This window comes from Porphyrobacter sp. YT40, from assembly GCF_006542605.1.
GTDB lineage: Bacteria > Pseudomonadota > Alphaproteobacteria > Sphingomonadales > Sphingomonadaceae > Erythrobacter.
The window spans coordinates 1966746-1979605 of the sequence record NZ_CP041222.1 but is presented as its reverse complement, the minus strand read 5'-3'; the positions used below and the strand labels follow the sequence as shown (position 1 = coordinate 1979605).

Annotated in this window: 10 protein-coding genes; 5 read left to right on the top strand and 5 right to left on the bottom strand. The window is 66.7% G+C overall.

Going from position 1 to position 12860, the window contains the following annotated elements; all coding sequences use genetic code 11:
* Positions 1-7: 7 nt before the first annotated feature.
* Complete coding sequence (locus E2E27_RS09190) at positions 8-985, bottom strand: glycoside hydrolase family 16 protein (RefSeq protein ID WP_141458656.1); 978 nt, start codon at positions 983-985, stop codon at positions 8-10.
* Between the two features lie 14 nt (positions 986-999).
* On the bottom strand, positions 1000-4332 hold the full coding sequence (locus E2E27_RS09185; protein ID WP_141458655.1) for a TonB-dependent receptor: 3333 nt from the start codon (positions 4330-4332) through the stop codon (positions 1000-1002).
* 243 nt (positions 4333-4575) lie between these two features.
* On the opposite strand from E2E27_RS09185, the gene E2E27_RS09180 reads away from it, so the two are divergent.
* The 5 genes from E2E27_RS09180 (at position 4576) to E2E27_RS09160 (ending at position 9533) form a co-directional block, all read left to right on the top strand.
* Positions 4576-6039 (top strand): tryptophan halogenase family protein, encoded by a 1464-nt coding sequence (locus E2E27_RS09180; protein WP_234036262.1) that lies wholly within the window; start codon positions 4576-4578, stop codon positions 6037-6039.
* Positions 6040-6132: 93 nt separating this feature from the next.
* Complete coding sequence (locus tag E2E27_RS09175) at positions 6133-6927, top strand: NTP transferase domain-containing protein (RefSeq protein ID WP_141458653.1); 795 nt, start codon at positions 6133-6135, stop codon at positions 6925-6927.
* A gap of 2 nt (positions 6928-6929) precedes the next feature.
* Positions 6930-7592 carry an HAD family hydrolase gene (locus E2E27_RS09170; RefSeq protein ID WP_141458652.1) on the top strand — a complete coding sequence of 221 codons (663 nt, stop codon included), beginning with the start codon at positions 6930-6932 and terminating at the stop codon, positions 7590-7592.
* The gene (locus E2E27_RS09165; protein ID WP_141458651.1) at positions 7589-8761 is read left to right on the top strand and encodes a CDP-glycerol glycerophosphotransferase family protein; all 1173 of its coding nucleotides are present in this window, start codon (positions 7589-7591) and stop codon (positions 8759-8761) included. The genes E2E27_RS09170 and E2E27_RS09165 overlap by 4 nt, the downstream gene beginning before the upstream one ends.
* The gene (locus tag E2E27_RS09160) at positions 8754-9533 is read left to right on the top strand and encodes an FkbM family methyltransferase (protein ID WP_181443398.1); all 780 of its coding nucleotides are present in this window, start codon (positions 8754-8756) and stop codon (positions 9531-9533) included. The genes E2E27_RS09165 and E2E27_RS09160 overlap by 8 nt, the downstream gene beginning before the upstream one ends.
* Here the strand turns inward: E2E27_RS09160 and E2E27_RS09155 are convergent.
* The 3 genes from E2E27_RS09155 to egtB are packed head-to-tail and all read right to left on the bottom strand — an operon-like array spanning position 9506 to position 12756.
* Positions 9506-10486 (bottom strand): NAD(P)/FAD-dependent oxidoreductase, encoded by a 981-nt coding sequence (locus E2E27_RS09155; RefSeq protein WP_141458649.1) that lies wholly within the window; start codon positions 10484-10486, stop codon positions 9506-9508. The two genes, E2E27_RS09160 and E2E27_RS09155, sit on opposite strands and share 28 nt — an antisense overlap.
* A 46-nt stretch (positions 10487-10532) precedes the next feature.
* The gene (gene egtD / locus E2E27_RS09150) at positions 10533-11519 is read right to left on the bottom strand and encodes an L-histidine N(alpha)-methyltransferase (protein WP_141458648.1); all 987 of its coding nucleotides are present in this window, start codon (positions 11517-11519) and stop codon (positions 10533-10535) included.
* Position 11520: 1 nt separating this feature from the next.
* Complete coding sequence (egtB, locus tag E2E27_RS09145) at positions 11521-12756, bottom strand: ergothioneine biosynthesis protein EgtB (protein WP_141458647.1); 1236 nt, start codon at positions 12754-12756, stop codon at positions 11521-11523.
* Positions 12757-12860: the final 104 nt, after the last annotated feature.

The window sequence follows — 12860 nt, the reverse complement described above, 5'->3', positions numbered from 1 at the left end:
TGTGGGCCTAACGCATGCAGGCGCGGCCCGTCTCCGGATCGCTGGCGCATTGGTAGACCCTGATCCAGTCGATCGCGAATTGCGCGGGAAAACTGCTCGGGGCAACCCCCTTGGCGTTGTTTTCTTCCGACAAACGCCCACCCACGGCGAGATCGGCCATGATATAGAAGGGCTGGTCGAAGGGCGCGGCGGGTTTGCCCTTGGCTTTTGGCGCGGCGGTGCTCCACTGGTCGGCGGTGACGGTGAGATGCACCCGGTCGTCCACCAAGAAGCGGATCAGCCCCTCCCCCCACTCGACCGCATAGACGTGAAAATCGTCAGATTGCAGCGCGCGAGTGGGCAGCGCGGTGCGGCTGTCGACATACCTGTTCTGGGGCGCGAAATCGCCGAAATGCAGTGCGCTGATCGTGCGGTTTTCGCCGCGCCCGCCTTCGCATTCCTTGCACTTGGCGCCGATATTGACCGCTTCGAGAATGTCGATCTCGCCCGAGCGCGGCCACGCGCCATAGGCCGGGTCGTCGGGCATCATCCACACCGCGGGCCAGGTGCCCTGCCCCGGCGGCACTTTTGCGCGCACTTCGATCCGGCCATAGCGCCAGGCGTGCTTGCCGATGGTGCGCACCTTGCCCGAGGTGTGCGACTGGGTAAGGCGGGGGTTGCCCGGTTCGGCAATCTCGGGCGGACGCGCGGGGCCGGTGAAGCGCTCCTTTTTTGCCTTGAGGAGCAGCAGCCCGTTCTCGACCGCGATGTTATCGGGCCGGTCGGTGTAGCACTGCCGCTCGAAATTGCCCCCGCCCCAGCAGGACTCCTCGGGCGTCCACTTGCTGCGGTCGAGCGCTTCGCCCTCGAACTCGTCGGCCCAGACCAGCTGCCAGCCGCGCCCTTCCAGCGGGGCGAGCGGCTGGTCTTCGGGCGGGGGTGTCGCTCCCGAAAGCAGCAGGGCCGCCGTCAGCATTCCCGCTTTCGGCAGCCCTGTGCGTGTCATTGCCTTCCCCCCGCTCAGAAGTTGAAGCGGGCGATGAAGGTGAAGCGGCGATCGTTGCGGAACACCGCACTGATCGGGCGCGTCCCGTCGAAATCGACCAGCGTCGAGAGCTGGGTGGTCTCGTCGAGCAGGTTCACACCCTGCACGCCCAGCTTGATCTGCGGGGTGACGCTGTAGAAGATCGACCCGTCGAGCTGGCCGCCCGCTTCCTGGAAGATCGGCGAGAACGGGAAAAGATCGTCCCGCTGCGTCACCAGGAAGTCGCTGCGCCAGTTATAGGCGGCACGCATCGACAGCGGGCCCTTTTCGTAGAACAGCGTCGCGTTGATGGTGTGCTTCGAAATCCCGGCAAGCGGAAGCTGACCGGCGAAGGGCCCGTTGTTGAGCGGCTGACCGCTCGAATTGACCGACGGCGAACCGATGCCCGAGATATTGGGGTTGGGGAAATCGCTGCCGTCCACATAGGTATAGGTGAACTGCGAACCCAGCCCGCTGAGCAGCCCCGGCAGGAAGTCGTAGGTTTGCTGATAGGCGAATTCGACACCTTTGAGCGTGCCCGAGATGTCGTTGGCCGGGCCGTTGATGATCACCTCTTCCTGATCGTTGCCGATCGAGCTCGGATAGATCACGGTTCCGGTGCCGGACGTGACGATGCCCTGGATATCCTTCACGAAGAAGGCTGCGGTCAGCGAGCCGACGGCGCTGAAATACCATTCGGCGCTGAGGTCGTAGTTCCAGGATTCGGTCGGCCGCAGGTTGCGGTTGCCGGTCGAGACCGCCAGCAGCGGGCCATCGTTCACCCGGCCGCTGAAGCCGAGCACCCCGCCCGCATTGAACAGGTTGAGATCGGGGCGGCTGATTCCCTTCGACACCGCACCGCGGATGACGACACCGGTGCCCGAATCCCAGCGCACGTTGAACGACGGCAGGAAGTGGTCGAAATTGATGTCGCGCCCGTCGCGGATCACTTCGCCCGTGAACAGCGCGGCGTAATCGGCAAGGCGCTGTCCGGTTAGCTGGCAATAGGCCCGCTGCGGGATGAAGCCGCCATTGTCGGGAATGCTCGGATCAACCGGCGGGCAGCTGGCGATGATTTCGGCCACCTGCACGATGCCGTCATTGTTGCCGAAGTTCGGATCGGCATCGAACTGCGCCGGGTCCGGGAAGGCGATCAGCGCATTGTTGCTGACATTGGTGCGGACATAACGCAGGCCGATATTCCCCGCGAGCGACGATCCGCCCGCGAAATCCGCGCCGAAATCGACGCGCACATAGGCAGCCGAGGTGATTTCGGTGACGTCCGAAATTTCCGACGGGCAATAGGGATCGCACTGCACCGTCGTGCCGTCCGGCAGCGTCCGGCTGCGACCGTTGACGCCGAGGTTGAAGCTTTCCGGCGACTGGCTGAAGGTGGTGATCGCATCCCATTGCTGATCGGTCACGCCATCGAGATATTCCCGCAGGAAGTCGTCGCCGCCGTAGAAGAACGCGCCGCCGTTCTGGATCGGCGTGCCGGATTCGCCGCGCTGGAAATTGTCGGCGAAGGGATTGCGATAGGCGGAGGCATCGGGGAATTCGTCGACATAGGCGCCGCCGCCGATCGCCGATTCCTGACCAGGCAGGCCGGTGAAGAACCGGCCCGGCTGAAAGCCGCCGGTGGCCGCACAACCCGGCCCGGCATTCCACGGAGCGCAGCCCGCGCGGCCCGCCCAGGGTGCCGAAAGGTTGCCCCAGGTGCTGAAGTTGGTGTTGCGGTTGGCACGGTCGCGCGTCGCCCAGCGTCCACCGAAGGCCGCCTTGCGGAAGAAGCCTTCATCGCTCAGGTCATATTCGAAATCGCCAGCGAGGCTGAACAGCTCGCCATCGTTGCGCTCGCGGCTGTCGAGGCCGAACCAGTAATAGGTGTAGAACCCGCTGGTGAAGTAATCCGACGGCGCGCCGACCGGGGCGAGGAACTCGATATCCGGCGTCTTGCCCGACAGGTCGATCGCAATATCGGCCCAGGTGCTGGTCGCACCGAACACCGAATCACGCGTCAGATCGGACTTGACGTACTGCATCTCGACCTTGCCGCGGAAGCGGTCGGTGAACTCCATCTGCGCGTCGAGCGAGATGTCCTGCGTGGTGGACTGGGTGTCGCGCACGAAGCGCAGCGCGTCCATCGGGATACCGCCGAGGCCGAAGGGCGTGGCATAGGCATTGCCGACGTTCTGGGTGAGAATGCCGCTGACGAAATTGCCGTTCGCGTCGAATTCGTAATTCGTGCCCGCGCGCGGCTGGTTGGTCGAAACGCCATCGTCGATTCGGCCCAGCAGCGCGAATTCCTCGGTCGCGAAGCCGGTTTCCGAACGCAGGTATTCGAGTGTCAGCAGCAGATCGCCATCGAGGGTCTCGAACTGGCCGACCGCCGAGAAGGCCTCGCGGTCGCGATCCAGCGTCGTGGTGCGCACGTTGGCGAATTGCGGGACGAGCACCGAGTTAGGCGGCGGGAAATTGTCCGGGGTGAAATTGGGTTCATCCCCGAAGCCGCCCGAATTGAGGTCGAAAATCCGCGCGCAGCCGCCGCTGAGATCGGCCGGGCGATAGCAGTAATCGACCAGCTGCGAGGCGTCGGTGCGGCTCTTGAGCTTGGAATTGGAATAGCTGAACTGCAGGCCGAAGGTGCCTTGACCGGTCTCGAAGGTATTCGAGGCCAGAATGTTGAAGGTCGGCGACCATTCCTGCCGCAGATCGCCGTAATTGCCCTCGATCGAGCCCGCCACGTGGAAGCCTGGGTTGTCGAGCGGTTTGCGGGTGACGAGATTGACGAGACCCGCGATGTGGCCTTCGATCTGGTCGGCGGTGATGTTCTTGAACACCTCGACGCGGCCGACGAGCTCGGGTGAGACGTCCTCGAAGCTCAGCGCGCGGCCGCCATTGGCCGAGAAGATGTCGCGCCCGTTGAGCTGCGAACTGACATAGGGAAGGCCGCGGATGATGAGACCCGTGCCTTCGACCGAGAAACGGGTCGGGTCGGACTGCTTCTCGAACCGGCCGATGTTGACACCCGGCACGCGCTGGAGCGCTTCGGCAACCGAACGGTCGGGCAGCGCACCGATGTCTTCGGCGGTGATCACGTCGACCACGGTGTCGGCGTTGCGCTTGATGTTCTGCGCGTTCTGAAGCGAGGCGCGAAAGCCGGTGACGATGATGTCGTTGGCGCCTTCCCCGGCTACCGCATCTTCGGTTTCCGGATCGGCTTCGGCGGCATCCTGCGCCATGGCCGGGCTGGCGGCGGCAATGGCCAGCGCCGATGCCGTGCCAAGAGCGAACAGACGCCGGGCCGGCGCATGCGAGTGCGTTTTCATGATCTTTCGTCTCTCCCCATGCCGCGCGACAGATTCATGCCTGAAGCTGCGGGCTGCGGAACTGTTCTAGCGCATCTTGAGAGCGTTCTCAAGACTTGTAATCTTGCGTTCATATTGCATTCTGGCAACACATGGCGGCGCGACAAAAGACCCGCCGACAGGGCCTATCGTGGCCCAATGGGGATCGATGAAAACGTGGCAATTGAACGCATTATCATCGTCGGCGGGGGCACGGCCGGATGGATGGCAGCAGCCGCCCTGTCGCGGATCAAGCGCGGGCGGCCTGTGGAAATCGCGCTCATCGAATCCGAAAGCATCGGCACGGTCGGCGTCGGCGAGGCGACGATTCCGCCCTTTGTCGGCTTCAACGAGCTGATCGGAGTCAACGAGGCGGAGATGCTCGCCGCGGTCGGCGGCACCTTCAAGCTGGGCATCCAGTTCGAAAACTGGGGCAAGCTGGGCGACAGCTATATCCACCCCTTCGGTGCCTATGGCTACACCATGGGCGGAATAAGCTTCCACCATGTCTGGCACCGCATGGTCGGCGCGGGCGACAAGCGTCCGATCCAGGTCTTCAACCTCGAGACGATGGCCGCCTATTTCGGCAAGTTCGCGCGGAGCGAGGATTTCAAGCGCGACGATCTGCCGCCGGTCAATTATGCCTATCATCTCGACGCGGGCCGCTATGCCACGTTCCTGCGCCAGCTGGCCGAAAGCCGCGGCGTGGTGCGGCACGAGGGCAGGATCGCCGATGTGCAGCTTGACGGGGAAAGCGGCTTCGTCACCGGCGTCACGCTGGAGGATGGCCGCGCGTTTCAGGGCGATCTGTTCATCGATTGCTCGGGTTTCAGGGGCTTGCTCATCGAGCAGGCGCTGAAGACCGGCTATGACGACTGGAGCCACTACCTGCCCTGCGACCGCGCTGTCGCCCTGCCCTGCAAGCGCGACGACGGCGGCCCGCCCCCGCCCTTTACCCGCGCCACCGCGCACAGCGCGGGCTGGCAATGGCAGGTGCCGCTGCAACACCGCAACGGCAACGGCCATGTCTATTGCGCGGCCTATATGGACGACCAGGAAGCGCTCGACATCCTGCTCGGCAATATTGCGGGCAAGCCCCAGGCCGAGCCCAACTGGCTGCGCTTCGTCACCGGGCGGCGCAAGAAGTTCTGGAACAAGAACGTCGTCGCGCTGGGGCTGGCGGCGGGCTTTATGGAGCCGCTCGAATCGACCTCGATCCACCTCATCAACACCGGGATCGACAAGCTGATCTCGCTGCTGTCGCTGGACGGGATCACGCAGGTGCAGGAGGATACCTTCAACCGCCTGACGGGGCGCGAATATGCGCGTATCCGCGACTTCCTGATCCTCCACTACAACGCCACCAGCCGCGACGATTCCGACTTCTGGAACTATGTCCGCACCATGCCCGTGCCCGACAGCCTCACCGAGAAGGTCGAGCTGTTCCGCGCCAACGGCCAGATCTTCCGCGAGGAGGACGAGCTCTTCACCGAAACCAGCTGGGCGGCGGTGATGATGGGTCAGGGCATCCGGATGGGCGGCCACAACGCGATGGCCGACGCGCTCGATCCCGAAGAGACCGCGCGCGAAATCACCGAGATCGAACAGTCGATCCGCTACCTTGTCCAGCACATGCCGGGCCACGGCGATTACCTCGCCCGCTATTGCCCCGCGCCGATGGCGGCCTGAGCCGGGCCGGGCTTTCTTGACAAAGGCGTGCGCCGCTTGGAAGGGGGCGCGTCGCCCCCTGCCCCGCCCCTGCCGCCCGAGGTTTGCCCGCCCATGACTGACGCTTCCCACGGCTGGACCGCGCTGGTGCTGGCGGGTCAGCGCCCGGGGGTCGATCCGGTGGCGGCGCAGTTCGGCATCGAAGCCAAGGCGCTGGTGCCGGTCGCGGGCGAGCTGATGCTGAACCGCGTGCTGATGGCGCTCGCCGACGCGCCCGAGATCGCGCGGATCGTGGTGCTGGCGCAGAACGCGGCCGAACTGCTGCGCCATCCCGACCTTGCCTGGGCGGCGGCCGAGCCGCGCATCACCGCCCGCACCTCCGGCCCCACCATCAGCGGATCGGTGCGCGATGCCGTGCGCGATCCCGCGATCGGCCTGCCGGTGCTGGTGACCACCGCCGACAACGTCATGCTGACCCCCGCCACCATCGCCGAATTCATCGCCGGAGCGGGCGGGAGCGATGTCAGCGTCGCGATGGTCGAGCGCGCGCGGCTCGAAGCAGCGGTCGGCCCCAACCGGCGCACATGGCTGACCTTCCGGGGTGGCAGCTACACTGGTGCGAACCTCTTTGCGCTCAACGCCCCTGCCGCGATCAATGCGCTGCGGTTCTGGGAGCGGGTCGAGCAGGATCGCAAATCGGTGCTGCGTCTTGCTGCCCATTTCGGCCCGGCGCTGATGCTGAAACTGCTGCTGCGGCGCATGACGCTGCACGAGGCGCTGGCCGCGGCGGGCCGCAAGTTGGGCGCGAGCGCCGCGCCGGTGCTGCTCTCCGACGGGCGCATGGGGGTCGATGTCGACAAGGTCGAGGATCACGCCCTCGCCGAACGACTGCTCAAGGGCCCGCGCTGAGGATGCAGCGCATCGCTCTCTACGATCTCGACCGCACGGTGACCCGCGCGCCGACCTTCACGCCGTTTCTGGTCCACATGGCGGCGCGCGGCACGGGTCTGCGGCTGCTGGGCCTGCCGCTGTGGGTGCTGGCGATGCTGGGCTACAAAGCGCGGCTCTACGGGCGCGAGGCGCTGAAGCGCTTCGGGCTGCGGCTGCTGGTGGGGCGCGTGGTGACAGGCCCTGCGCTCCAGCCCCGCATCGACGCTTTCGTGGCGCGGCAGCTGGCGCACAATATCCAGCCCGGCGCGCGCGCACAGATGGCAGCCGACCGCGCGGCGGGCGTGCGCCTTGTCCTCGTCACCGCCGCGCCCGAGATCTATGCCGATGCGATGGCCGCAGGTCTCGGCTTCGACGCCTGCATCGCCACCCGTCACCGGCGCGATGCGCGCGGGCACTTGCTCGCAGCGATCGACGGCGCGAACAATTACGGCGCGCGCAAGGTCGCGCGGGTGGAGGAGTGGCTCGCCGCCCAAGGGCTGATCCGCACCGATGTCCACTTCACCGCCTATACCGACCATGCCAGCGACGCGCCGATCCTCGATTTCGCCGATGAGGCCGTGCTGGTGGGCCGCTATGCCAGCCCCCGGCCAGGCTGGGCGAGCGCCGACTGGAGCGCGGCATGAAGCGCATCTGCTTCCTATTCAACCACGATCAGACGCATCAGGTCGCCCATTCGCTCCCCATAGCGCTGGCGCTGGCGGCGCGGGGAAAGCACCGGATCGTGCTCGCCTATGCGCGCGAGGCTATCCGCAAGGAGATCGAACGGCAGGCCCATCCGGCGCTGCTCGCGCGGGTGGAACTGGTGCAGCTTGGCCTCAAACGCGGCGCATCGCAGGCGCTGGCGGGCGTGCTCGAGCGCCTCGTTCCCGCCACCAAGCTGCTGATCTACCGCGACAACCTCGATTTCTTTGCCAGCTTCGATGCGGTGGTGGTGTCGGAGAAGACCACACTGCTGCTCAAGTCCCGCTACGGGCTCGATAAGGTGAAGCTGATCCACACCCGCCACGGCGCAGGTGACCGGGCGATCGGGTTCAATCCCGAGAGCGCGCGGTTCGATCTGGTGCTGGTCTCCGGCCCCAAGATCCGCGACCGGTTGATCGCGGACGCGGGGCTGCGTCCCGAACAGATCGCGCTGGTCGGCTATCCCAAGTTTGATCTGTGCGCGGATAATCGCTTCGCAGACAGCTTCCCCGCGCCCGAGCGCCCCACGGTGATCTACAACCCCCATCCCTCGCCCAAGCTGTCGAGCTGGTTCAAACACGGCGCGCAGGTGCTGGAGGCGTTTCGCGGGCAGGATCGCTACAACCTGATCTTCGCGCCCCACGTGATGCTGTTCGCGCGCAAATGGGTGGTGACTCTCGACCCGCCGAGCCTCGCCCGCGTCGTGCCCCCCGGCCCCGAATATGCCCGCGAGCCTCGCATCCATATCGACACCGGCAGCGCGGCCAGCAGCGACATGAGCTACACCAACCGCGCCGACATCTACCTTGGCGATGTCAGCAGCCAGGTCTACGAATTCCTGCGCGCGCCCCGCCCATGCCTGTTCCTCAACAGTCATGGCGTGGATTGGCAAGACGATCCCAATTATCTGCACTGGCAGGCCGGCCCGGTGCTGGAGAGCGCCGCCGGCCTGCTCGATGCGATTGATGCTGCGGTGGCCGCGCAACCGCGCTATGCGCCGGTGCAGCAGGCGCTGATCGATGCGACCTTCTCGCTGTCCGACCGCCCCTCGGCCGAGCGGGCGGCGGATGCAATCGGCGCATTTCTCGAAGGAACAGGCACCCGTGGCTAGTCTCGCAGCTTTCTGGCGCTACGGCGTGGTCAAGACCCTGCGCAAGTGGAAGGCCGCCGCGCTGTCGCCCGTGATGGCCGCGCGCGGGGAGGCGGCGGTGCGCTCGGCCTACGGCGTGCTGATGGTGCCCAACTGGCAGGACACGACCTTCCGCTATTGCATTTTCGGCACCTATGGCCGCGATCTGGCCGATCTGCTGCTGGGCCAGAGCAAGGACTTCGTCTTCGTCGATATCGGCGCCAATCAGGGGCTCTATTCGCTGATCGCGGCACAGAACCCCCGCTGCCGCCAGATCATCGCCTTCGAGCCGGTGCCCGCGACCCATGCGCGCCTTGCCGCCAATGTTTCGCTCAATGGCGGTGCGGAGCGGACGGTGCTGCACCCGCTCGCCATTGCTGACAGCGTCGGCGAGGTGACGATCTCCGTCGCCGAGGGGCACACCGGCACCGCCACGCTGGCGGGGCGCGAGGCGGGAAAGCCTGCGGCCGGCGGCGTCACCATCCGGACGATCGACGCTCCGCTGGTCGATCCGCTGCTCGCGGGCGACCTTCCGATGTTCGTGAAAATCGACGTCGAGGGACTGGAAGCCGTTGTGATCGCCGAGCTTGCCAAGACCGCCAGCTTCGCCCGCGTCGCGGCAATCTTCTATGAGGTCGACGACCGCTGGGCGAGCGCGGGCGAAATCGAGGCCTTGCTGCGGGCTACAGGCTTCACCCGCTTCGCCAAATACGGGCGCGGGCATCATTACGACGTGTTGGCGACCCGCTCCTGACACACCATCTCGGCCAGCGCCCGGCCTGACAGCCACGCGCCCTCGACCCGTGGCGAATGCAGGTAATCCCCCGCGATCCCGATCCCGAGCGCCGGATCGAAGCGCGCGCCCTCGCCCCGGCGCGCTTCGGGCAGGGCGTAGAGCCAGCGATGCGCATCCAGATGCTGCGGCACGGCGGGCGCGATGCCGGTGGCGGCGAAGAAATCGGCGAGCAGGGCCTCGGCGGCATCGTCCTTCGGCAGATCGATCAACTCGCGGCTGCGGGCGGGAGAGGCGTGGATCACCCAGGTCTCGGCCCCGCCGCGCCCCGGCTTAGCCGAGTTGCGCGCGGCCCAGCTGATCGGCGCGCTGTCGGAGCGGAAGGTGTCGGGCGTGTAGGCCAGCGGCGCGTCGAAGGCCGCCATTGCCGCCCAGCACGGCGCGGAGGTCACATCTGCGGCCAGCGCGGCAAGGTCGGGCGCGGCCTCGGCCAGCAACACGGCGGCTTGCTCGGCAGGGACGGCGACCAGCACCGTGGCGGCGATGAAGACCTGTTCGCCCGCCTCGATGCGCCAGCGCGCGCCGTCACGCTCCAGCCGCTCGGCCCGCACGCCCCAGCGCACGTCGAGCGGTGCCGCCATCGCCTTGACGCAGGCGTTCATGCCCGGGGTGCCGACCCAGGCGTCGTCGCCCGCAGCGGGCCAGCGCGCGGCCACGCCTGCCGCTTCCCATGCCGCGACCGCTGCCTGAAAGCCGGGATCGCGCGCGGTGAAATATTGCGCGCCGTGATCGAAGCTTATCTGCTCGCCCGCGACCTCGACCCGCCGCGCCGCCATGCGCCCGCCGGGGCCGCGCCCCTTGTCGAGCACGATGATCCGCGCGCCGGTTTCAGCGAGCGCGGTGGCGGCGGAAAACCCCGCCATGCCGCCGCCGATGATGAGAATGGCAGCCAAAATATCCGAATGTACGTCCATCCCGCGCCAACGCACGGGAAGGCCGGAGGTTTCGCGCCAAATCGCCTCAGGGCGCAGAACGCGGCGGGCGGGATTCGGCGAGCACCAGCGAGAAGCGCTTCGCTTCGTCCGTCCAGCGCGCGCGCGGTTCCCAGCCGCCCGCCGCCAGCAGCTGCTGTGCGGAGCGTTTGGTGAACTTGTGGCTGTTTTCGGTATGGATGCTCTCGCCCGCGCGCATCGCAAAGCGCTGGCCGCTGACGGTGAAGCTCACATCCTCGCGCGCCACCAGATGCATTTCGACCCGCGCGAAGACATCGTTCCAGCGCGCCTCATGCGCAAAACTGGCAACCGGGATGTCCGCGTCAAGCTCGCGGTTGATCCGGTGCAGCAGATTGCAGTTGAATTTTGCCGTCACGCCCTGCGCATCGTCATAGGCGGCGAGCAGCACGTCCTCGTCCTTCACCAGATCCATGCCGATCAGCAACAGCGCGCCCTCGCCCAGCGTCTCGCGCATCGAGCGCAGCAGATCGGTCGCGGTGCGTGCGATCATGTTGCCGATGGTGGAGCCCGGGAAAAAGCCGAGCTTGGGCAGGTCGGCAACCTCGACGGGCAGCTCGACCCGGCGCATGAAATCGGCCTCGACCGGCCAGACCGGCAATTCCGGGAATTTCGCCGACAGCGCCGCAGAGGAGGCGCGCAGGAAATCCCCTGCAATGTCGAGCGGAACATAGGCGGAGGGCGCAATCGCCGACAGCAGCAGCGGGGTCTTGACCGAGGAGCCCGAGCCGAACTCCACCACCGCCCAGCCCGGCCCGATCAGGTTGGCGATATCGCCGGAACGCTGTGTCAGGATCTCGGTTTCGGCGCGGGTCGGGTAATATTCGGGCAGCTGCGTGATGTCCTCGAAGAGCTGCGAGCCTTCGTCGTCGTAGAACCAGCGCGCGGGGATCGCCTTCTGCGGTTCGGCCAAGCCTGCCAGCACATCGGCCCGGAAGGCGAGGTCTACCCCGCCGGCGTCGCGGTCGACCAGTTTCAGTCCAGGGGCGCAGGTCATGTCAGGCATCCTTGGCAAGGCGCAGACCGGTGAACTGCCAGCGCTGATGGGGATAGAAGAAATTGCGGTAGGAGGCGCGCGCATGGCCGCGCACGGTGGCGCAGCTGGCCCCGCGCAGCACCACCTGCCCACTCATGAACTTGCCGTTGTATTCCCCCACCGCGCCCTCGGGCGCGCGGAAGCCGGGGTAGGGGAGATAGGCCGAGCGGGTGAACTGCCAGCCATCGCCGAACAGGCCGGGCGAGCCGGCCGGCAACGGCGGCGCTGCGGCGTCGAGCTGGTTGCCTGCTGCGGGATCGTGGCTGGCGGCGATGGCTTCCCACTCAAACTCGGTCGGCAGTCGCGCGCCCGCCCAGGTGGCGAAGGCATCGGCCTCGTAATAGGAAATATGGGTTACGGGCGCGTGCGGATCGCGGGTCTGCCAGCCCTGATGGGTGAAGTGCTCGCCCTCCCGCCAGTAGAGCGGTGCGTCTATGCCGTGCTGCTGCACCCATGCCCAGCCATCGGCCAGCCACAGGCGCGCGGTGGTGTAGCCGCCATCGGCAATGAAGGCGTTCCACTCGCCATTGGTGACCAGCCGGTCGGCCAGCGCAAAGGGTTCGAGCAGCACCCGGTGGCGCGGGCCTTCGTTGTCAAAGGCGAAGCCCTGCCCCTCGTGGCCGGCGCGCGCGATCCCGCCCGGGTGCGTGTGCCAGCCCATCGGCGCGGGCGAAGCGGCGGCAGCGGCGCGGCCTTCCCACATGGCGACCCCCAGCGGGTTCTGGAACAGGCCGTGCTTGATGTCGGTCAGCAGCAGTTCGATGTGCTGCTGTTCATGCGCCACGCCCAGCGCAATCAGATCGGCGAGCGCCGGATCGCCGAGCAGCGGAACCATCGCCTCGGTCACTTCCGCGCGCCATTCGAGCACCTCGGCGAGGGTCGGGCGCGACAGCATCCCGCGCGCGTCGCGGGCGATGCGGTCGCCGTGGCTTTCGTAATAGGAATTGAACAGGAACGGCCAGTCCTCGCGCCACAGCCGGTAATCCGGCACGTGTTCGCGCAGCACGAAGGTTTCCCAAAACCACGTCGTGTGCGCGAGGTGCCACTTGGCCGGGCTCGCATCGGGCATCGACTGGATCGTGGCGTCGGCATTGCTGAGCGGAGCGACCAGCGCCTCGGTAAGGGCACGGGTGGTGCGGAAGGCATCGGCGAGCGGGGTTGCCGCGGGTTCTGCCTTGAGATGTTCGCTGCGCTGCACGTGCCCTCCCGTCGTCGCCCTGCCCGGTTTCGGACAGTGCTCCTCTCCGGTTACAGCAACAAGTCCAAAGCGCCCGCGATGTTCCGCAGCTGCGACGAACAGGC